This window comes from Pedobacter jamesrossensis (assembly GCF_042650905.1).
GTDB lineage: Bacteria > Bacteroidota > Bacteroidia > Sphingobacteriales > Sphingobacteriaceae > Pedobacter > Pedobacter jamesrossensis.
The window spans coordinates 38,879-61,432 of record NZ_JBHSBY010000030.1 but is presented as its reverse complement, the minus strand read 5'-3'; the positions used below and the strand labels follow the sequence as shown (position 1 = coordinate 61,432).

General features: G+C 36.7%; 11 protein-coding genes. 7 read left to right on the top strand and 4 right to left on the bottom strand.

What is annotated here, in order from left to right; translation table 11 throughout:
• Nucleotides 1–11 precede the first annotated feature (11 nt).
• The gene (locus tag ACFOUY_RS04895) at nucleotides 12–3,737 is read left to right on the top strand and encodes a sensor histidine kinase (protein WP_378959353.1); all 3,726 of its coding nucleotides are present in this window, start codon (nucleotides 12–14) and stop codon (nucleotides 3,735–3,737) included.
• Between the two features lie 14 nt (nucleotides 3,738–3,751).
• Here the strand turns inward: ACFOUY_RS04895 and ACFOUY_RS04890 are convergent, their stop codons facing one another.
• Complete coding sequence (locus ACFOUY_RS04890) at nucleotides 3,752–4,654, bottom strand: hypothetical protein (protein WP_378959351.1); 903 nt, start codon at nucleotides 4,652–4,654, stop codon at nucleotides 3,752–3,754.
• Nucleotides 4,655–4,861: 207 nt separating this feature from the next.
• Between ACFOUY_RS04890 and ACFOUY_RS04885 the strand changes: the two genes are divergently transcribed.
• Nucleotides 4,862–6,406, top strand: coding sequence for a glycoside hydrolase family 10 protein (locus ACFOUY_RS04885; protein ID WP_378959350.1), 1,545 nt, complete (start codon nucleotides 4,862–4,864; stop codon nucleotides 6,404–6,406).
• Here the strand turns inward: ACFOUY_RS04885 and ACFOUY_RS04880 are convergent, their stop codons facing one another.
• Together ACFOUY_RS04880 and nagB are read right to left on the bottom strand one after the other, a co-directional pair.
• Nucleotides 6,407–7,549: an acyltransferase family protein gene (locus ACFOUY_RS04880; protein WP_378959348.1), complete on the bottom strand. Its 1,143-nt coding sequence runs from the start codon at nucleotides 7,547–7,549 to the stop codon at nucleotides 6,407–6,409. It abuts the gene before it with no gap.
• A gap of 219 nt (nucleotides 7,550–7,768) precedes the next feature.
• Nucleotides 7,769–9,694 (bottom strand): glucosamine-6-phosphate deaminase, encoded by a 1,926-nt coding sequence (gene nagB / locus ACFOUY_RS04875; RefSeq protein ID WP_378959346.1) that lies wholly within the window; start codon nucleotides 9,692–9,694, stop codon nucleotides 7,769–7,771.
• A 156-nt stretch (nucleotides 9,695–9,850) separates the two neighbouring features.
• On the opposite strand from nagB, the gene ACFOUY_RS04870 reads away from it, so the two are divergent.
• The 3 genes from ACFOUY_RS04870 (at nucleotide 9,851) to ACFOUY_RS04860 (ending at nucleotide 15,546) form a co-directional block, all read left to right on the top strand.
• Nucleotides 9,851–11,047 (top strand): anhydro-N-acetylmuramic acid kinase, encoded by a 1,197-nt coding sequence (locus ACFOUY_RS04870; RefSeq protein ID WP_378959344.1) that lies wholly within the window; start codon nucleotides 9,851–9,853, stop codon nucleotides 11,045–11,047.
• 65 nt (nucleotides 11,048–11,112) lie between these two features.
• On the top strand, nucleotides 11,113–14,232 hold the full coding sequence (locus ACFOUY_RS04865) for a SusC/RagA family TonB-linked outer membrane protein (RefSeq protein WP_378959343.1): 3,120 nt from the start codon (nucleotides 11,113–11,115) through the stop codon (nucleotides 14,230–14,232).
• Between the two features lie 18 nt (nucleotides 14,233–14,250).
• Entirely contained in the window at nucleotides 14,251–15,546 is a 1,296-nt protein-coding gene (locus tag ACFOUY_RS04860; protein WP_378959342.1) for a RagB/SusD family nutrient uptake outer membrane protein, read from the top strand.
• A 36-nt stretch (nucleotides 15,547–15,582) separates the two neighbouring features.
• Here the strand turns inward: ACFOUY_RS04860 and ACFOUY_RS04855 are convergent, their stop codons facing one another.
• Nucleotides 15,583–16,329, bottom strand: a complete 747-nt coding sequence (locus ACFOUY_RS04855; RefSeq protein ID WP_378959341.1) for a DeoR/GlpR family DNA-binding transcription regulator — start codon at nucleotides 16,327–16,329, stop codon at nucleotides 15,583–15,585.
• Nucleotides 16,330–16,564: 235 nt separating this feature from the next.
• On the opposite strand from ACFOUY_RS04855, the gene ACFOUY_RS04850 reads away from it, so the two are divergent.
• Together ACFOUY_RS04850 and ACFOUY_RS04845 are read left to right on the top strand one after the other, a co-directional pair.
• Nucleotides 16,565–19,978: a SusC/RagA family TonB-linked outer membrane protein gene (locus ACFOUY_RS04850; protein ID WP_378959340.1), complete on the top strand. Its 3,414-nt coding sequence runs from the start codon at nucleotides 16,565–16,567 to the stop codon at nucleotides 19,976–19,978.
• A gap of 11 nt (nucleotides 19,979–19,989) precedes the next feature.
• Nucleotides 19,990–21,840: a RagB/SusD family nutrient uptake outer membrane protein gene (locus tag ACFOUY_RS04845; protein ID WP_378959339.1), complete on the top strand. Its 1,851-nt coding sequence runs from the start codon at nucleotides 19,990–19,992 to the stop codon at nucleotides 21,838–21,840.
• Nucleotides 21,841–22,554 lie beyond the last annotated feature (714 nt).

Genomic DNA, 22,554 nt, shown 5'->3' with positions numbered 1-22,554 from the left:
TATCTAAATCGATGAAATTGAGCTTTGGTGTAAAAATAAGATTTCTATTGCTCGTTTTGGGTTGCTGCCTTATAGCAACCTCTATATCATTAAGCCGGTTTACAACCAAAGATGAACTTTTAGAGCGTGATGCAAAAAAAGTTCAGGAAAACCTTTTAATAAAAGAGAAAATTGTAAGTGATTTCCTTTCGGATGCAAAGCAAATTTCGGAAGCCAGGAAATTCGATTCTGATGCTAAAAAAGGCTTGGATTTTCTCGAAGCTTATCGAAAATATGGAATTAATCTTCAAACTTTTCAAAACAACAGATTAAAATTCTGGAGTACAATCAAGATTTCTGATATCAATCCTTCGTCCATTAAGGAAGGCAGTTCCGTTTTGTTTTTTTCAAACGGATGGTATGAAGTAATCAAGAAAACTGAAGGTGATTTTACGCTAATATTTCTAATTTCTATCCAATCTCAATATGGTGTTCCTGAAAATAAATATTTCAAGAATGACATGGATGCGCTTCTATCCGATTCTAAAATTATAACACTTGCATCTTATAATGATAAAGATATCTATTCGATTAGAAGTCTTGATGATACGTTTCTGTTTGGGTTAAAAATTAAACCAGGGTATGCTGATGATTATTACTCTGAAACACAACTCTGGCTTTTTATTGCAGGTATTCTTTGCATCTGTATGTTCTTTAACTCCTTATGTTCTTTAATTGCAAGAAAAGGTTATTTAGTTTTGGGAAGCCTATTATTTCTCGGCTTTTTCTTAATAGGAAGACTAACTGATATCAGTTATGGATGGTTCAATCACCATTTTCCATTGGAATTATTCGACCCAAAAATTTATGCAAATAGTGATCTGGTACCTTCACTTGGCGATTTTTTAATGAATGTAATCGCCGGAACCTGGTGGTTATTGTTTGTTTATAACCATAAAGAACAATATCAATTTAGCAAGTGGGTAAGAGAAAGCAAATGGTTTGGGTTGTTAATTCATATTGTTTTATTGGCTCATATTGGCATAGTAGCTTTTTTTGTTGATGATTTGTTTTTTGGTTTAATAAACAATTCTAAAATCAATTTCGATATTATAAATATTCTTAAACTCAGCGGAAACAGCTGGGTTAGTATTGTGATTTTGTGCTTGGTATGGTTCCAGATTTACCTAATTACTATTGTTTCTATTCAGGTTAGTAAACAGTTAAATGTTAGTAATAAAGAGCGACTTATCCTTTTTTTAATGGGTTTTGCAAGCGTTTTTGTTTACCGACTAATACATGATTTTACTGCTTTCTTTATTGTTTATGGCTTAGTTCTGTTTATGGTTGGCAGAATTTCTTATCTAAAGGGAAAGCAATTTTCAGTTGGTTTATTGGCAATATTATTCTTCTGTCTCGCATTTAATACTTCGATAAAATATATTAAATATAAAGATATTAAAGAGCGAAGTGAGCGTGAATTGCTTGCAAGGAAAGTTCAGTCATCAGAAGATCCAAATGCAATTATTGCCTTGGGTAAATTAGAACGGCAACTACTCGAAGATGAATTTTTGGTGAAATATTTTACTAATGGAACAGCAAATTTCGCGGTATTAAAGAATCATATTAGAGGCTATTTAGATGGTTACCTAAGCCGCTACGATTATAATATTTATGATTACAATAAATTTGAAACCGTACTAAATAATGCGGAAGCGCTGCCTATTGAAAAGTATAAAAAGCTTGTTGAATCTGGCTCGATTAAAATAGAGGCTTCCAACTTCTTCTATCAGGTTAACAATACCTTTGGCTATCAGGATTATTTTGGAATTGTACCTGTTATCAAGAATAATAACTTATTAGGAACATTAATTGTCGAACTCCGTTCTAAACCTTACAATTACAATAACCGATTACCTGATCTTTTAGCCGAGCAAAAATATAGCAAGGATGAAGAATTTAAAGATTATTCAATTGCTTTATACAGCAATAATAAATTACTTAACCAGTCTGGTGCTTACACTTATCCATTAAATGGAAGTATTTTTAAGGGTAAACTAGATGATTTTATAACTGAAAATGATGATGCTTTGCGTTACAGCCATCTTATTTTTAAGCCTACGCTAAGTAAAATGGTTATAATCAGCAAAGAAAAAGTTGGTTACGTTGAGCGTTTGGCGGCACTATCATTTTTCTTTCTGGTATTTATTATATTTTGTATTATTCTCTACGGTTTAGTTTGGCTCATCAAAAACCTCGATGACGACCGTGTGGGTTGGTTTAGTATTAACCGATCTTTAATGATAAATGCGAACAAGATTTTATATAAAACCCGTATTCAGGTTTCAATTGTGTTAACTGTTGTGGCTACACTACTTGTTGTTGGTTGGACAACCTATCTATATATGAACAACGAATATCGTGGGCAACAAGATATTTTGATCAAAGATAAAATTAGAAAGGTTCAGCAAAATTTTGAAAAACAGGTTTTTAATGACGGAAAAATAAGTACTGATGAAAATGCTATAGCTGATTTTAATAATTTTGCTGATGTTAATAATGCCGATTTAACACTTTATGATACCAAGGGCGATGTGATAATGACTACCTACCCTAAGCTTTATAATTTTAAAATAATAGGGCGAAAAATGGGTACAAAAGCTTATTTAAATTTAAATGGACTACAGCGTTCAGAATTTATAAATCAAGGCGAAAAGGTTGGTAATCTAACTTATGCAGCAGCTTATGCGCCGATAAGAAATGCACAGAATAAAACCATAGCTTATATTGGCTTACCTAATTATTCTAACGAAGATGAATACAAAGATAAAATAGCGCTTTTTGTAAGTAATCTGATAAATCTTTACGCATTGGTTTTTGTAGCAATTGGCGTGCTTGCGGTGTTTCTTGCCAATCAAATAACTAATCCATTAACATTTTTACAAGAGAGTTTCAGCCGTACTAAAATCGGACAGAAGAATGAGCCAATTGTTTGGCGTAGGCACGATGAAATAGGTTCTTTGATTAAGGAATACAACAGTATGATTGCTGCGCTAGAAGATAGTGCAACTAAGCTTGCTCAATCTGAACGCGAAAATGCCTGGAGGGAAATGGCGAAACAGGTAGCTCATGAAATTAAGAACCCTTTAACACCGCTTAAATTAGGTGTTCAGCTATTGGAAAAATCATGGAAAGAGAAAGATCCAAATTTTGAGTTGAAATTTAATAAGTTCAGTAAATCTTTTATTGAGCAGATAGATAGCCTTTCTAAAATTGCTTCTGAGTTTTCGAATTTTGCAAAAATGCCAGATACTAAGTTAGAGCAAACACCGGTTTTGGCGATAATTGAACAAGCCAGAGAAGTTTTTAAAAGTGCCGAAAACGTTGAGATAAGTGTAAACAATAAGTCAGAAATAAACGTTTATATTCAAGCTGATAGAGACCAATTATTGCGAACATTTAATAACTTATTTAAAAATGCAATTGAGGCGAATGATAATGATTCGGATTGCATTATCAGTGTGTTAGTCTACAACGATAACAAAAATGCTTTTATCGAAATTAGAGATAACGGTAAGGGTATCCCAGCGGTTTTACACGACAAAATATTTGTTCCAAACTTTACAACAAAAACATCCGGTACTGGGTTAGGTTTGGCATTTGTTAAGCAAGCAATTGAAAATGCTGGTGGAAACGTAAGTTTCACTTCTGTGATGGGAAAAGGTACTACCTTCTATTTGGATTTTCCTTTAGTTTAAAGAGAGGATGGAGCTTATCTAAGTTCTAATTGAGCTTTTCCCATTGTTGTGCCGTCTGTGTAAAGGATAACGGTGTATATGCCTTTAATGAATGGCTTTGGGTTTGCCCAGTCGATGGTGTAAGTGCTGCTGTCATTATTGTAATTGATAAAAACAGAGTGGGTAAATTGCATTTCCTGTCCATCAGCTTCAAAACGATTATTTTCATTTGCTAGCAGATTTCCTGCCGGATCAAAAACACGTAAGAAAATATTATGATGACCTTTTTCGGCAAGTTCGTTAGGCGTAACAGTGAAGCGTACGCTTAGTTTTTCGGCTGTTGATGATTTGGTTACCTCAATCTTTTTGCCGCTTGATTTTGTTCTGAAAGCAATAATCTCGGCATTTTGTGCCTTTAGTGCTGCGGCAACTTTAACTTTTGCATTGAGGTTGGAGTTTTCGCTAGCCAGATTATTGGCTTTATCGTTTGCACTTTTAACCGAATTTTCTAAACTATCTCTAGCTGTTTTTAGAAATATATTTTCTTTTTGAAGCTGTATAATCTGGTCGTTATAATTTTTTATGAAGGTTTTTAATTCCTCGATTTGTGTTTGTGCTTTATCTAATTCGGCCTGTGTAATTTCGCCTTTTTCAAGTGCAAGCTTTAGTTCGGCTATCTTTTGCCTTGCTAGTTTTTGTTCATCAACAAGCTTATCGTTTAAATCCAGATTAAGGGCATTAACCTTATCTAGTTCTACCTCTATTTTTTCAACCTCAAGTCTAAGTTTATCTTTTTCTGTACTAACAGTTACCAATCTTTCGCCTTGTTGCCGATCTTTAAAGAATAAATATCCGTTAGTGCCGATTAATGCTGCTATAACAATGATAAGGAAGTAAATTTTATTTCTATCGCCTTTATTAACGTTTTGTGGTTCCATTTTAAGTAATACTCTTTCGTTTCAGTTTAATATACGATGTTTTCATAGGTAAATGTTAACACAATTAGGCGTCAGTAAATGTGGCGCAAATTAAAATTTTTAATAAACTTATATGAGTTTTTAAAAAAAATCGTTTACTTGCTAATGTTCAAATTGTATTATAATTTAAACATATTCACATTTCTAATAAAAAAACTAACAGAAATAATGCTTAAAAACTTTCTATACGCACTTTTATCTTTAACTATACTACCTTATATATCAAATGCACAAGCAACATCAAAAATTGCACCAAAAAGAGAGTTTAGAGGTGTTTGGATAGCCACTTTAGCTAACATAGATTGGCCTTCAAGACCAGGTTTAACAGTCGACCAACAAAAACAAGAGCTTATTGGTATTTTAGAGCGACACAAAAGTCAGGGCATTAACGCAATATTGTTACAAGTAAGGCCTGCTGCCGATGCTTTTTATGCGAAATCAAGGGAGCCCTGGAGCCAATGGCTGATGGGTAAACAAGGCATTGCTCCTGCGGATGGTTACGATCCTTTAGCTTTTGCAATAAAAGAAGCACACTTCAGAGGGATGGAGTTGCACGCATGGTTTAATCCCTATCGTGCAAGTATGAATAGCGTAACACCTTTAAGTGTTGATCATATTACACGAAAACATCCGGAGTGGTTTTTTACTTACGGTGGTAAAAAACAGTTCGACCCAGGTATTCCTGAGGTTAGGGAATATATAACTCAGGTTATTCTTGATGTTGTTAAAAATTATGATGTTGATGGGATACATTTCGACGATTATTTTTATCCATATCCAATTGCCGGACAAAAAATAAATGATGGCGATACTTTTTATAAATACCCAAATAATATTTCAGATATAAAAGATTGGCGCCGTAACAATGTAGATCTTTTAATTAAGATGGTTGATGATAGTATTCACCATTATAAAAAATATGTGAAATTCGGTATCAGCCCTTTTGGTATTTGGCGTAATAAATATGAAGATGCAGAAGGTTCGGCCAGTTGTGGGCTTTCTAACTATGCAGAACTTTATGCAGATAGTCGTAAATGGGTAAGAGAAGGTTGGGTAGATTATATTAATCCTCAAATCTATTTTACCTTTACTCGCAAAGTTGCTCCATTTGGCGTACTTTTAGATTGGTGGGGTAACAATGCATACGGAAGGCATGTTTACATCGGACACGGAGCCTATTTGGTAAATTCTAGAGCAGAAATGGCCTGGAGAAATCTCTCTGAAATTCCTAACCAAATACGAACTCTTAGAGAAAATAGTCGCGTTCAGGGAAGTGTATTTTTTTCATCCAAATCTCTAAGTACTGTTGCCAAAGCTGTAGGAGATTCTTTAAAAACAGATTTATATAAATATCCTGCTTTGCCACCACAAATGCCTTGGTTAGATGAAACGCCGCCAAATGAGCCGTTGGCATTAACGGCTGATGCGATGAAAGATGGTGTACATTTGAAATGGCTAATGCCGATGAAGGCTAAAGATGGAGAAACCGCATCGGGCTTTGTTATCTATCGTTTTTCTGAAGGGGAGAAAATCTCCATTTTGGATTCCAAAAATATTCTAAAAATCAGCTTTGAAGATTACCTTTCCTTTATAGATACATCAGTTGAAAGCGGAAAACGATACAGTTATTTAGTTACCGCATTAGACAGGTTAAAAAACGAAAGTGAAGCCAGTGGACCTGTTGGTGTAGAAATTCCATTAGCTAAGGAGTAATTAAACCTTGATAATGATATTCTTTTTGTACATAAAGTAAAGAAGGATATAGAAGCCTAATACGTATGTTATTGCCCAAACCAGGGATGCGTTTATTGGTGAGAAAAATGGTATGTAACAGGTTTCGTAAAAGCGAACCAATATGCCAGTTTTTGTACCATCTGGCTTTGTAACCTGAATTAAGTTTAGAACTCTTGGCATTAAGCCAGCCAGAAAGAATACGGTAATGGCGTTTACACCGTAAACAACAAAAGGTGTTGTAAACTTTTTATATCCCTGAACATCAATAACCCAGTAGCAGAAAGCCAAAGCAACAGATGCCAGACCGCCAGCATACAAAACATAAGAGCTTGTCCAAAGGGCTTTATTAATTGGGAACTGAAAATCCCAAAGTAAGCCTAAAACAACAGCAGCAATACCTGCGGTAAATAACCATGCCACTTTTGTTGGGTTGTCTACATCTTTTCTTCGCATCCAAATACCAACTAAAATACCAAAAAGACAGGTGCCAACTGCTGGCAACGTACTTAAAACACCTTCCGGATCCCAGGTTTTTGATGATGCCCAGATGTGTGCTTCGGTTAAGATACCTCTATCAATCCAGGCCGCAAGATTTGTCTCTTTTTCCATATTCGCATAACCTACACCTGGAACCGGAACAAATGTCATTAATGCCCAATAAACTGCTAGAATGACGATTAGGGTTTTGAATATTGTTTTTTGCGATGCCTTTAAAAAGATAATGCTGCTAATGATAAAAACAATGCCGATTCTCTGTAAAACACCTAACAACCTAACTGTCTGTAATGCATTTGCTGGGTCGTTGAGTAGTTTTCCGAAAATAGCCAAAAAGAAACCCAAAAAGTAAAGCGTCAAACCACGCTTTACAGCTTTAATAATCGTTTTTTTATGTGTTGATGGATCTGCTTTGCTGCTGCTCATGGCAAAGGCAATTGATACGCCAACTATCCAAAGGAAGAAAGGAAATACCAAATCTGTTGGCGTGCAACCATTCCATTCAGCATGTTCTAAAGGAGCGTAAATATGACCCCAACTTCCCGGGTTGTTAACTAAAATCATGGCGGCTACTGTTAGGCCTCTAAAAAAATCTAGAGAAAGTAATCGTTGTTTAGGCTGGGTCATTTCTAGGCTGGGTTAGTTTGAAGAACTAATTTAGAACATTGTTTTTATAAACGAAAATAATTCTACTTCACATGTAAGTGATCTGAGTTTAAGAAAATTTTTCGACGACTCTCTGGGAATTTAGTAAGTAGGGTGTATCAACTTTAAAATTTTAGAAGTTGTGACAAAAAAAACCTGCTTTGAACAAACAAAGCAGGTTTTGATTTAAATTCTTGCAAATTAATCTGCAAATTTCCAGCGAACGAAAGCTTCCATAGCTTCGTATTCTGCCAATCCTAGATCGTCGTAAGCTTTTGCTGTTTCTCGGTTTCTATCTTCAGCACGTTGCCAGAATTCTCTTGCATCATCGCCAGGGAAAACAGCTCTGTCTTTTTGACTTTGGTGTTTGAAAATTGCATATTTCTTACGCTCCAATTCCTGCGGACTAATTGGTACAGCCATTTCAATCTCGTGTGTTTCAAACTCTTGCCAAGCACCACGATACATCCATAACCAACAATCTTTTGCCCAGCTTTCTGTTTTGCGTAAGCGGTTGAGTGCCGCTAAAATGATATTGAAACATACGATATGTGTTCCATGAGGATCTTCAAAATCGCCTGCTGCAAAAACCTGTTGAGGTTTTACTTTTTGCAATAGCTCTACAGTTAAATCTATATCGGCTTCAGTAACCGGATTTTTTTTGTTTTTACCACTTTCGTAAAAAGGAAGCGCCTGGAAGTGAATATGATCGTCGTCTAGACCGCAGTAACGAGCGCCAGCAATTGCTTCACCTTTTCTAATTAAACCTTTAACGGTTTGGATTTCTGGTGTATCAACCTGATTTGGTTTTTTCTGCTCGATAAAAGTTCTCATCTTTTGATAAAGTTCTTTCAGGTGCGAATTATCCAGTCCCATTTTTTCAGTAAAATCAACATTAAATTCTACAAAACGCAAGGCATCATCGTCCCAAACGGCAGTATTGCCTGAGGTTTGGTAAGCTACATGAACATCATGTTTCTGATCAACCAATCGAATGAAAGTACCACCCATAGAAATTACGTCATCATCTGGGTGTGGAGAGAAAATAATTACACGTTTTTTGGCTGGTTCTGCCCTTTCCGGACGTTGAGAATCATCAGCATTTGGTTTACCTCCCGGCCATCCGGTTATGGTATGTTGTAATTTGTTAAAAATGTGAATATTGATGTTGTAAACCGGCCCTTTTTCAGTAGCCAGTTGAGCCATTCCGTTATTGTTGTAATCGTCTTCAGTTAACTTTAAAACTGGTTTTTTTAATGTGTTTGCCAACCAGATTACAGCTTTGCGAATAAAATCTTCGGTCCAAATGCAATCTTTAACTAGCCAAGGTGTGTTAAAGCGAGTTAACTCCGATGCTGCTGGAGCATCTAAAATAAACTCAACATTATCTGATAATTGAAGATAGGTAGCAGGAACATCGCCTGAGATTTCACCTTCAACAGCCTTTTTAATAATAGAGGCTTTTTTGCGGCTCCATGCCATTAAGATAATTTCTCTTGCTTTGAAGATTGTACCAATACCCATTGTAATGGCTTTTGTTGGTACAAAACTTTTTCCACCAAAATCGCGAGCAGCATCTCTACGCGTCAAATCGTCGAGTGTAACTAAGCGTGTTCCAGAGTTTGGAGCAGAACCTGGTTCGTTAAAACCAATGTGACCTGTACGACCAATACCTAAAATCTGAATGTCTAACCCTCCTAAATCTCCAATCTTCTTTTCGTAATCCAAACAGAATGCAGGAATGTCTTCTAGCGCTAATGTTCCATCTGGAATGTGTACATTATTTTTATCGATATCGATATGGTCGAAGAGGTTCTCGTTCATAAACGTAACATAACTTTGTGCCGCATTTGGCTGCATTGGATAGTATTCATCCAAATTAAAAGTAATTACATTTTTAAAACTTAAACCCTCTTCTTTATGCAGTCTAACCAGTTCGGAATAAACTGCGATTGGGGTAACACCTGTTGCTAAGCCCAGTACTGCAGGTGTGTTGTTTGCTTGTTTTGTCTTGATAATGTTTGCGATTCGTTGAGCAACATTAACAGAAGCAATTTTTGGATTTTCGAACACGCTTACCGGTAATTTCTCGAAACGTGTCTCCTCCAGTAGATTTAATCTAGCCATTTTTTTTGTATGGATTATGATGTACGGAGCAGTAAATATAGGAAGATATGCCCAAATTTTAATAAAGGTTATTTACTTTTATTGCAAATATTTGCCAAAAATCTGCTTAAAGGCTCAAACAAACGTTTGATTTTTCACTAAAAAAACTAATCAATTATGAATCCTCAAATAGAAAAACTATATACTAAAACAAAAAAAGTGGAGCGCCTGATCGTTGGTTTAATGAGTGGTACTTCTATGGATGGCCTGGATATTGCCCTTTGCAAAGTAAAGGGAAGTGGTGCAAATACGGATATTGAGGTCTTGGAATTTAAAACCAGCGATTACACAACTGATTTCAGAACCAAGGTAAAGGCTATTTTTTCTAAAAAAGAAGTTGATTTGCAATTAGTATGTTTAATGAATGAACATGTGGCAAATATTCACGCAACACTAATAAATGATGCATTGAATGAATGGGGCTATAAAAATGAAGATATAGATTTTATTGCCAGCCATGGGCAAACGATATTTCATGCACCAAAATCTTTGCATAAAATGGATGAATATCCTAACGGAACTTTGCAGATTGGAGATGGCGATCATATTGCAGTTAAAACTGGAATTATTACACTTTCTGACTTCAGACAAAAGCATTTAGCAGCAGGTGGAGAAGGTGCGCCTTTGGCGGTTTATGGAGATTTTTTAATCTTTTCTAAAGAGGGTGAAGATAGAGTAATGTTAAATATTGGTGGTATTGCAAATTTTACCTATTTACCCGGAACTTTAAAAGCCAGTGAGATTTTTTCAACGGATGTAGGCCCTGGAAATACTTTAATGGATCAATATATGCAACAACATTTCAATCAATTTTACGATAAAAATGCAGCAGTAGCCTTATCAGGCGCATTGAATCCAGAACTATTATCGGCTTTGCTTAATTGTGATTTCTTTAAAGTTGGCTTCCCGAAAACCACTGGTCCCGAGCTTTTTAACCTTGATTATTTGCTGGAGGCACAAAAAAAGTCTTCTACAGAAACGATTTCAAAAGAAAATGTGATGGCTACTTTATGCCACTTTTCTGCAGAAACGATATCTAATGCAATTAAAAAATGCTTCGGCGAAAATGCTTCGGCATATATTTTTATGAGTGGTGGAGGAATGCATAACCCTTTATTAGTTAGCTTGTTAAAAGCTAAGTTGCCAAACTCAACTTTTATAACAACTAGCAACTTAAATATAAATCCAGATGCAAAAGAAGCCGTTCTTTTTGCGGTATTAGCAAATGAAACACTTTGTGGCAGCCCAATAAACTTTGGTGAAAGGAAGGGTGTACCTTCTGTTTGTATGGGAAAGATTAGTCTTCCTGAATAAAATGTTTTGTTTACTGGGTATTTTACTAAATTTGTTTAATCTAATCTTTACTAAATCCTAATTTTATGGAAAAATTTTACCTCAAATGGTCACCAAGATTTTTTGCGATTTTGATGATCCCATTTTTGCTGCTTTTATTTGCAGAAATGGCAAATGCGCAAACTAAGCGCTACACCATCACAGGGAAAGTAACTGAAGCTTCTTCGAAAGATGCTATACCTGGTGCAGTAGTCAAAATTTTAAATACAACTTTAACAACAAGCACTACAGCAAACGGAAGCTATAGCTTTGCAGTAGATTTATCTGCGGGTAAGTATCAAATTCAGATTTCTTATGTGGGTTACAAAACATTGACACAAACTGTAGAATTGGGCAGTAGCGATCAGGTTCAGCTAAATGGCGCTTTATCTGGTGACGCAGTTGGTCTGGATGAAGTCATCGTAACTGGTACATCTCAAGGAACCACACGTAAACAATTGGGTAGTTATGTTAGTACCGTAAAGGGCGATGATTTAAATAAAGCACCAAGTGGAAATGCATTGGCATCATTACAAGGAAAAACGCCTGGAGCACAAATTAGTCAGAACTCTGGAGATCCGGCAGGTGGTATTTCTGTACGCTTAAGAGGTGTAAGTTCTGTAAATTCATCATCAGAACCACTTTACATTATTGATGGCGTAATTGTTAATAATTCTACAACAAGAGTTACCAATACATCTGGAAATTACGATGGAGGAAATTTTGTAGGCAGTATCGGGCAGAATAGAATGGTTGATATCAGCCCATCCGATATTGACCATATTGAGGTCTTAAACGGAGCCGCTGCTGCAGCAATTTATGGTTCGAGAGCTAACGCAGGTGTAATACAAATTTTTACTAAAAGAGGTAAAACGGGTGTGCCACAAGTGAGTTTTAGTACGAGCTTAACGATTAGCGAATTACGTAAACAAATTGAAGTAAATCAATCGCCCGTAAAATTCGGTGGTTCGGTGGATTTAGTAACGCAAGATGTCTTAACACCAACATTGACAACAACCTCCCCTGTTACTAGATATAATTATCAAGATTACATTTTTCATACCGGTGTTGGTACGGATAACTCTATATCTGTATCTGGTGGAAATGATGATACTAAATTTTACACTTCTGCCGGCTATTTTTCTAATCAAGGGATAATAAAGAACACTGATTTCAGACGAATGAATTTTAGAGCCAATCTTGATCAAAAAATCAATAAATGGGCTAAAATGACAGCTGGATTTAATTATGTGCATAGTGATGCGAATGAGAAACCCGATGGAAACTCGTTCTTCTCGCCAATGAATTCGGTAACCATTATTGGAAATTTTCATGATTTATTTACCAGAGATATTCTGGGTAATTTGAAAGCTGTTGGCGAAAGAGGAAGGGTTAATCCGGTATCTGTAATCGAAGATATTAAACAGCGCCAATTTACCAATAGAATTATTGCCAATACAGGATTAAAATTAAATCCGGTTAAAAACCTAACTATCGATTATACAATGGGGGTTGATAATTCTATTCAAAATGGAACAACATTTATTCCGCCATTTGCTTATAATGTTAGTACAGGTTTTTATGGAGGTGGCCCAACTTTAGATCCATCGTTAAACGGTTATGCCAGTGCTGCAAATGCTACCACAACCTTATTCAATAATGAGCTAAATTTTACATACGATGCTAAAATTTCTGATCTATTAAGTTCAACAACACAGTTAGGCGGTTCTTATCAATATCAAAAAGATCTTTATAGCTTATTAAACGGACGTGGTTTAGCGCCATTTGTAGAGGTTGTAAATGGAGCAAGTACTGTTTTGCCCAATGTAGATAGTCGTTCAGAGTTTTCGATAAGTGGAGCATACGTACAACAAAACTTTAAATATAAAGATCATTTATTTGTGACGGGAGCAATCAGGGTAGATCAATCAACTGTTTTTGGTGAAGATAATAGAACTCAATTCTATCCAAAAGCAAATGTAAGTTATGTTTTATCATCTGCAGACTATTGGAAAAATTTAGGTGTTTCATCATGGTGGAATGCATTTAAGCTAAGAGCAGCTTATGGTCAATCTGGTAACTTAACTGGTATCGGCGCTTACGATCGTTTTAATGTTTATACACCAAGTGCATTAAATAGTAAGACTGCATTAACATCTCCAACAACATTGGCAAATGCTAATGTAAAACCAGAGCGTCAGCAAGAACTAGAAGTTGGTACAGACATGTCATTTTTTAATAATCGTTTAGGGTTAACTTTTAGTTATTATGATAAAAGCGTTAAGGATTTATTATTAGGCGTAGTAATAGCGCCAACTACAGGTTTCTCTAGTTTATTAGATAATATTGGCGGTAAGCTTAAAAATAAGGGTATCGAACTAATGCTTACAGGTGTGCCTTTGAAAACACAGGACTTTTCTTGGACAACCACGGTGATTTTTAACAGGAATAGAAATAAAATCGTTGGCTCAGGTGCGCAAAGATTGATTTCAACTAACGCAGGAGCTCCAGTTTCTATTACGGATGGTTATCCAGTAGGTGTATTTTACGGAACATTCTTTGCCAGAAATCCAGACGGAAGTTTACTCTTAACTGCCCAAGGAATTCCACAAACAGAACGTGGTATCCAAAAATCGGCTACCGAATTTGAAGTACAACGAACCAATGGCCAGCCAACAGGCAATGTTTTACGTAAAGTAGTTGGCGATCCAAACCCTGATTATAATGGTTCCTTTGTAAATGATTTTACCTATAAAAAATTAAGTTTACATATACAATTGGATGCAGTGCAAGGAGGTGATGTTTGGAATGCAGACTGGAGAACCCGCCAAGGTGTAGGCAATGGAAAAGTTGCCGAAGCAGAACAGCTTGGTCAATTGCCAAGGGGTTATGTAGCTGGTGCATACAATGTGGAAGAATGGCGTATTGATGATGGCTCATTTGTTAAATTAAGAGAGATTTCATTAAGTTACAGCATTGGGCAGGTAAAGTTTATCAAGAACTTAACAGTTAATTTAAGCGGTAGAAACTTATTTTCATGGGATAACTACAAAGGTTACGACCCTGAGTTAAACTCTGGTGGGCAATCAACAATCTTAAGGAATATCGATTTTGGTTCAGTGCCAATTCCGCGTACTTTCTCTTTAGGTTTACAAGCAAGATTCTAATACTAAAACTTAATTGTTATGAAAAATTTAAAATCAAAATATATAGGGTATGCATTTCTGCTTACATCAGTTACATTTCTAGCTGCTTGTACCAAAGAATACCTAAATCCCAATGCTGCCACGAGTGGCGATGTGTTAACTTCGGCTAAAGGATTAACTGGTGTTACCGTTGGTTTACAAAAAAATTACTCAACCACCAGAGCTGGAGTATTATACGCTTCAATTACCTTAAACGGATTAACAACTAATGAGTTAATATCAATAAATACAGGTAATACTAATGAAGAAAGGCTTGTTGCTGGCGGTGTACAGGTTGATGGAACCAATACTGTATTGTTAAGTGTTTGGGCTAACTCAAACAAAATTATTTACGACGCAGACAATGTAATTATTAACGCAGCGAACCTACCTGATAAGAATTATGCAGCAGGTTTAATAGCTCATGCCAGTATTTTTAAAGCATTGGCTTTAGGTAACCTATCTGAATATTGGGAAAGAATACCATCGGGCATTGGTCAAAATGTTTCTTTTATTTCAAGGGTTGAAGGTTATACAAAAGCAATTGCAGTAATTGACAACGCTTTAGCTGTAATTTCTGCAAATCCAGTAAGTACGGCTTTCTTTAGTAATATCCCTTCAGGTATCGACATCCCAAATACTCTAAATGCATTAAAAGCTCGTTATGCTTTATTTGCTGGTAATTATAGTCTTGCCTTAACTGCCGCAAACTTGGTTGATTTAACAAAGCGCTCTACTTTTACATACGATGCATTAAATTTGAATCCTATTTTTGAGATTGCGACGTCTACAAATAACGTAATACAACCAAAAAATATAAGTTTGGGACAAACTGGTGCTAATGTGCCAGACGCCAATGATGCCAGAATCCCTTTTTACACGGTAATTAATACAACTGTTCGCATTAACGGTTTCGGTGCAGCAACTTTTACACAAATTCCAGTTTATTTACCAGGAGAAATTACCCTAATTAAAGCAGAGGCTTATGCTCGCCAGGCGGCTCCAGACTTAACTAGTTCTTTAACTGAATTGAATAAAGTAGTTACGAAAACGGCTGTGGCAGATCCTTTTGGTGTTGGGGCTGGTTTACCTGCCTTAACAGGAACTTATACACAGCAACAACTATTAGATTTGATTTATAAAAATCGCTGTATAGAACTTTACATGTCGGGCTTAAAACTTGAAGATATGAGAAGATTTAATCAGCCATTAACGGATAGAAAGAGGAACTTTTTCCCTTATCCTTTCCAGGAAAGAGATAACAACCCAAATACGCCAACAGATCCGGCGTTTTAAGAAGCAAAACGGCCCCTATTTCGGGGCCGTTTTTAATTATAGGATATTCAAGTTCTTAACCAAGTACCGTGATAGCGCCTCATCATTTTTATCGAGTTCGGTTATCAAATAACTTATACTTTCAATCGAACAAACCTTTAGTCTTAAAGAAATATCTAGCTTTTCTGAAATACATAAAACAGCCGATTTTTTTGAAGCAGCCAACATTGCTTTTTTCAATTGATTAATTTCCCAATCTGTATCGGTTAATCCTTCTTCAGGATGAATCGCGCTGGTTCCCATCAAGCACAAATCAACCTTAATTTCTGATAGTTGATTAATAACATGCCCACCATAAGTGATTTGTGAATTCTTAGAAAATAAGCCACCAATTAATATTACCTCAACATTGTTGTATTTGGCTAATTCAACTGCTACCAGAGGGCTTAGTGTAAAAAAAGTGGCTTCCAGGTTTTCGGGTAATTGTTTTACAAATTCCAATATGGTTGTTCCGCCACCTGTTAAAACAACCATACCATCTTTAACCAAGCTAGTTGCTTTTTTAGCAATTATAATTTTGCTATCCCTTGCATAAACGGTACTATCATCAAATGACGAATGGTAAGACTTAGATAAAGCGCCGCCATGAACTTTAAAAAGAAGTCCCTGATCAACCAATTCCTGCAAATCTCTTCTAATAGTATCCTCAGAAACATTTAGTAGTTGAACTAAATCAGATGTTAGCACCCTGTTGTGTAAGTTGATTTGTCGCATGATAAAATCATGTCGTTCTTTTTTGAGCATATTTATGATTGGTTTACACTAATGTAGAAATTATTTCCAAATCTATGCGTGTTTATGCGGTTTTTTGCGATTATATACTGTGTAACAAAAATAAAAATGTTAGATGTTTGTTCTTTTATTGAAAAACATTTATGATATTAGCTTAATAATGAAAAACATGCGGTATTTTGCGTGTTTTTTTGGCAAACTAACTAATACAAACAACAAAACTTTTACTAAACATTACTGGGAGTTTATGAAAAAAAAATTACTACTATTTTTTATCAGTACGTTTTTGTTGCTGGCTCATGCTTTTGCGCAACAAATAAACGTTACTGGTAGGGTTACGTCAGAAGACGGACCTATACCTGGCGCATCTGTTCGGGTTAAAGGAGGCTCTACAGCCGTACAAACTAATACTACTGGAGACTATTCAATTAAGGCTTCTCTTAATGATGTATTAGTCTTTTCTTACGTAGGTTACCTAACTGCCGAAAGGACTGTTACAGGTAATACCATTAACTTAAGTTTAAAAACAGATGCACAAGGTTTGGATGACGTTGTTGTAGTTGGTTATGGTACACAAAGAAAGGGAAATTTGACCGGGGCTGTATCTACAATTGACGTAAACAAGACATTAATCGGCAGGCCAATTGCAGATGCTGGCAGAGGTTTGCAAGGTGCTGCAGCTGGTTTAAGTGTTGTCATACCAAGTGGTGAGGTAGGTTCCGATCCAATCATTAAAATAAGGGGTCAACTGGCTTCATTTCAAGGCACAAGCTCGCCATTAATTTTATTAGATAATGTTGAAATTCCAAGCATCCAACTAGTAAATACAAATGATATTGCCTCCATCACAATTTTAAAAGATGCAGCCGCAGCTTCCATTTACGGTGCCAAAGGAGCCTTTGGTGTTGTATTAATTACCACTAAAAATGGGTCAGATACAGATAAACCACAAATTAGCTATTCGAATAATTTCTCTTTCCAAAATGTTTGGAAGGATTTAAAGATCGCAGATGTTAACGGGCTTAAATATACTGTAGATGCCGCTGAACGAGTAGGAAGCTTTACACCTCAAGGCGCATTCTATTACGTAGATAGAGCAAGTTATGAAAAAGCCGTAGCATGGAAAGAGAAATATGGCAGTACTATAGGCCCAAATGATCCAACGGTTTTTGGCAGGGACTGGTATGTTCAAGGTGCCGGACAAAAAATGGGTGTAAGAACTTACAATCCTTATGATTATATGGTTAAAGAATGGGCTCCAACCCAACAACAAAACCTATCAATTGGAGGTACCACGGGCAAAACGTCATACAATTTAGGTTTAGCATATTTGGATCAAAGTGGCATGATGAAGCCAGCTAAAGTTGATGCTTTCAGTAGGTATAACGCTTCTCTAAAAGTATCTAGCGAAATTAACAAATACATTACCATTCGCGGTGGGGCACTATATTCCAGACGGAATAAGGAATATGCATATGCAACGAATTCAACAACCGCCGATCCATGGTTATACCTTTATAGATGGAGCTCAATTTACCCACTAGGTAACGATGAAAATGGAGATATTATCCGTAGCCCCCAAAGTGAAGTAGCCGCGGCCAATACCGCTAACATTTTACAAAATTACATGAATTTCAATCTGGGTTCTACAATTAACATCATGAAAAACTGGAAAGTGGATTTTGATTACACTTTTACCAATCAAGAAGAGCTTTGGAAAAGACCGGGAACACGATTTACAGCTAGGAATTCATGGGTGGCCCCAAAGCTACGTGTAGATGCTTCTGGAAATCAAATATATGTTAATGATCAAGGTCAGGTCGTGTCAAGTACTGCTGCAGGTGCCATTGCAGCATATGATCTTTCTCTTGATACCTATACTGCTGCTGGTACAAATCCTGATCATTTTGCAAGAACAGCAACTAATTATAACAACAATACTATTAACGCTTTTACAACCTATAATCTAAGAGTTAAAGAAAACCATGATTTCAAATTTATTTTGGGTCTGAACCGGGTAACTGCAAATACAGAATGGCAAAGTTCTCAAATTACCAATTTAACAGATATTGTTAACCCACAATTTAATTTTGGTGTTGGCACGCAAACGGTATCGGGAGATAGGTTTTGGGAAGCTCAGCTCGGTTATTTTGGCCGTGTAAACTATGCTTACAAAAACAAATATCTTCTTGAAGGAAACTTACGTTATGATGGTTCTTCAAAATTTCCAACAAATCTAAAATGGAGATGGTTTCCGTCATTCTCTGCAGGCTGGGTAGCTAGTGAAGAAAGCTTTATGTCGTGGACTAAACCAGCCTTAGATCTGTTAAAATTTAGGGGTTCTTGGGGTAAAATTGGAGACCAAACAGTTCCAAACAGCTTATATATTGCTACAATGGCAAGCGGGCAATCTACATGGATAGATGGAACAGGCACCAGAGCAAATTATGTAGGCACACCTTCTGCGGTACAGGCTAATATTGGATGGCAAGATATCGTGACAACAAACTTGGGTCTAGATTTAGGCTTGCTTAAAAATAGTTTAAATGTTACTGTCGATTTATTTAAAAGAAATACCGAAAATATGATTGTTCCTGAAGAAGGAATTCCATTAACTTTTGGCGTTGGCGCACCACAAGGAAATTATGGTGCGTTAAGCACTAAAGGGTGGGAACTATCTGTAGATTACAATCACCGTTTTGAAAATGGCGTTGGAATTAACTTCAAAGGAAATGTTTCAAATTCAAAAACCAATTTAACTTCTTACGGCTCTGGAACTATTGTTACTAGTAATTATAATGGTAAAGATATTGGTGAAATTTGGGGTTATCGTACGGATAGGTTATATCAGTTAAGCGACTTTGAATTAGATGGAGCAGGAAAGCCCATTTTAATTACGTTAACTTCTGCTGAGAGTCGTTTAAATGCAGGTAAACAAACTTACAAGTTAAAAGCGGGGCCAAATGGGCAAAAACCAGTTTATCAACCCTTTTTACAAAACACAGCAAATTTCCGTTTTGGTCCTGGCGATGTTAAATTTCAAGACTTAAATGGTGATGGTGAAATCAGTAATGGAAATAATACATTAGCGGATCATGGCGATTTAGAGGTGATTGGAAACTCCAATCCTAAATACGAATACGGTTTGAGGTTAGGTGCCGATTTCAAGGGTTTCGATTTTAGCGTTTTCTTTCAGGGTGTAGGTAGCCGTCAGGTTTGGGGTACAGGTTTCTTAGCTATTGCAGGTTTCAATTCTGCAGATGGAGCGATGCCAGAGGCAATTGCAGGTAATTACTGGACACCTCAAACACCCGATGCTTTTTATCCAGCAGCATACAATAATGCCGGTAGTGGTACAACGAATAACATGCAAATTCAGGATAGATATCTACTAAATATGGCCTACCTAAGGATTAAGAATTTAACAGTTGGTTACTCTTTACCACAATCGTTATTAAAGAAAGTTAGTGTTCGTTCCTTAAGGGTTTATGTTGCTGCAGAGAACCTGATTACTTGGGATCATTTGGGCGATTTGCCGATAGATCCGGAATATATTGATGGTTATTCTTTGTTTAACAGTACCAATTATAACGGCGGGCGTACCGGGGTGGCCATTCCTGCATTCAAAACACTATCATTCGGTCTTCAGTTGAATTTTTAAAAATGATTAAAATGAAAAATTTTAAGTTAATATATACTTTAGCAATAACATGCCTGCTCTTAACAGCATGTAAAAAGGATGTTTTGGATCGCCCGCCATTAACTACCTATGTTGACGGTCAGTTTTGGCGTGGGGAGGATGATATTCGTCTATATGCCAATGGTTATTATCCTAATTATTTTAATGGCTATGCAACTGGTTTTACTGTAGATTACACGCCAGTAAGAGGCTACACATTCAGCGATGATTTAACCTCGAAAAATGTTCAATCATCATTCGAAAGTAGTGTTCCAAGCTCACGTGGTTCTTCCGTAGGTGGCACTACCACTACCGCTGCAGATTGGCTGGGCCAATATTCAGGGCCAACCTGGGATTTTGCCTGGATAAGGAAATCTAATATTATGATTAACCGCTTAGATAATGTAGCAAAGCCTAAATTAACTACTGAAGCATACAACCATTGGAGTGCCGTAGCCAGATTTTTTAGAGGATATGAGTACAGCCGTTTGGTAAACGTATTTGGCAACGTACCATATTTTGATACAGAGTTATCTGACACTGATTTACAAATGCTTTATAAGGATAGGGATGATAGAGGTGTAGTAATGGATAAAGTTTATGACGATTTTAAATTCGTTCTGGCAAATATGCGTGAAAATGATGGCACTCAAAATTTAAACCGATACATTGCTGCGGCTTTTATTTCTAGGTTTATGTTGTTCGAAGGAACTTACCAGCACTATCATGGATTAGATCCAGCTAGAGCGAAGAAGTATCTTGAGTTTTCTGTTGAGGCCGCTCAATATATAGTCAATAGTAACAAATACAGTTTTACCAGGGATTTTAAATCAATATTTTCATCTGAAAGTTTAGCAGGTCATCCAGAGGTTTTGATGTACAGAACTTATGATGCAGCCGCAACGATAACACATAGTATCGGCTCTTACCAAAACGGTACAGAAGTTGTAGGAGTAGATGCAAATCTAGTGCTAATCAAATCATTTATTGCAAATGATGGGAAAGTTTGGCAAAATTCTGCAGTTTCAAACGCAAGTTCGTTTACCATCGCAGATTTGGATAAAACAAGGGATCCGCGTTTTGAAGCGTCATTTTACGAAAAGCCACTAGCATCTTCAGCAACCTTATTGTACGGCTTTAAATTTGCCTCAAGGGAAGCACTAACTTATATTGGGAAAACATATCCACCTGCTTGGGCAAGCAATACCAATACAAGCGATGCACCAGTAATGCGCTTGGCTGAAGTGGTTTTAAATTGGATAGAGGCCAAAGCTGTGTTAGCACAATATTATAGCGGTACTGCTGTTACTCAGGCCGATATAGATAGATCCATCAATGCAATAAGAAAAAGACCATTAGATGCTGCAGCTATTGCAAAAGGTGTTCAGCAGACAGCACCGTTATCTTTGGCAGCACTTCCGGTAGATCCTGCACGTGATCTTGATGTGCCAAGTTTAATATGGGAAATCCGTCGAGAAAGACGTATGGAGTTTGTTTTTGAGCATACACGCCTTTTAGATTTAAAACGCTGGAAGAAATTAGATTACATGAATTTTAACAATAATGCCGATTATTTCTTAGGTCCTTGGGTAAACCTCCCTGTAGAATTGCCATCAACTTTAACAACTGCTTTAAGAGGTAGAACAAAGGTTAAAAAAACCGATGGAACAATTGTTACCTATGATGGTACCAATGCAGCTCAGATGGTAGGGTACTGGGTAATAGAAAATGCAGCCAATAGAAATGCCTTTACCGATCGTGCTTATTTGGCGCCAGTTGGACAGGCACAAATTACACAATATCAAGAAAAAGGATTTAAGTTGACACAAACCGCAGGTTGGTAAATCAACTGAATTTTATTAAAAAGAGTTCCAAATTATTGGAACTCTTTTTTTTTGGTGCGCCGGCATGGCAATCGACTATAGGGTTAGAGTTCCAAACACGCTTAGCAGTAGGAGTGTTAGCTAAAGACAAGGGTGTCGTGGATAACTGCGAATCTGAAGTCTGGCAAATTTAGGGGCTTACGAACAGGAACTGTATCAGGCGTGATGATGTGAGTGATGTTGCAAAACAAACAGAAGTCACATACCGTACGGAATGCCATAACGTAAATACAGAGGCCACGTCTCTTGAAAGCGAATCCTCTTACCTCAGGAGGTCTGCCGTAATATGTCGAGGGAATGAGCGAATGCTTAATAAGAAACAATAGTCAGAATAATAATGGCTACTCTGTACAGGCAGAAGTCAGCGGCGGTATTAGCGCTGTAACTTAGCATCCGGGAAGGACCAAATGTTAGGATGGCAAAGGAAACAGGACGTTTATGGCACAGCGATTACAGCGGAACCAAGTTAGAGAACTGCTTATATGAGGGGTACGACGGAATCCGAGAGTAAAATATAAGAGGAGCCGAGCCGTGCAACGAGTGTGCACAATGCCTGGGAGGGATTTTTTTTGTATTATGCTTGAAGAAATATTAGACATCGAAATGTAAAATGAGCCTTAATGCAGTCACTGGCAATAAGGGAGAGAGTGGTATTGATGGTATGCAGAACGATGA

Excerpts from the sequence above, each read along its gene's own strand:
- ACFOUY_RS04895 (WP_378959353.1), top strand. The coding sequence starts at position 12 with ATGAAATTGAGCTTTGGTGTAAAAATAAGATTTCTATTGCTCGTTTTG.
- ACFOUY_RS04890 (WP_378959351.1), bottom strand. The coding sequence starts at position 4,654 with ATGGAACCACAAAACGTTAATAAAGGCGATAGAAATAAAATTTACTTC.
- ACFOUY_RS04885 (WP_378959350.1), top strand. The coding sequence starts at position 4,862 with ATGCTTAAAAACTTTCTATACGCACTTTTATCTTTAACTATACTACCT.
- ACFOUY_RS04880 (WP_378959348.1), bottom strand. The coding sequence starts at position 7,549 with ATGACCCAGCCTAAACAACGATTACTTTCTCTAGATTTTTTTAGAGGC.
- nagB (WP_378959346.1), bottom strand. The coding sequence starts at position 9,694 with ATGGCTAGATTAAATCTACTGGAGGAGACACGTTTCGAGAAATTACCG.
- ACFOUY_RS04870 (WP_378959344.1), top strand. The coding sequence starts at position 9,851 with ATGAATCCTCAAATAGAAAAACTATATACTAAAACAAAAAAAGTGGAG.
- ACFOUY_RS04865 (WP_378959343.1), top strand. The coding sequence starts at position 11,113 with ATGGAAAAATTTTACCTCAAATGGTCACCAAGATTTTTTGCGATTTTG.
- ACFOUY_RS04860 (WP_378959342.1), top strand. The coding sequence starts at position 14,251 with ATGAAAAATTTAAAATCAAAATATATAGGGTATGCATTTCTGCTTACA.
- ACFOUY_RS04855 (WP_378959341.1), bottom strand. The coding sequence starts at position 16,329 with ATGCTCAAAAAAGAACGACATGATTTTATCATGCGACAAATCAACTTA.
- ACFOUY_RS04850 (WP_378959340.1), top strand. The coding sequence starts at position 16,565 with ATGAAAAAAAAATTACTACTATTTTTTATCAGTACGTTTTTGTTGCTG.
- ACFOUY_RS04845 (WP_378959339.1), top strand. The coding sequence starts at position 19,990 with ATGAAAAATTTTAAGTTAATATATACTTTAGCAATAACATGCCTGCTC.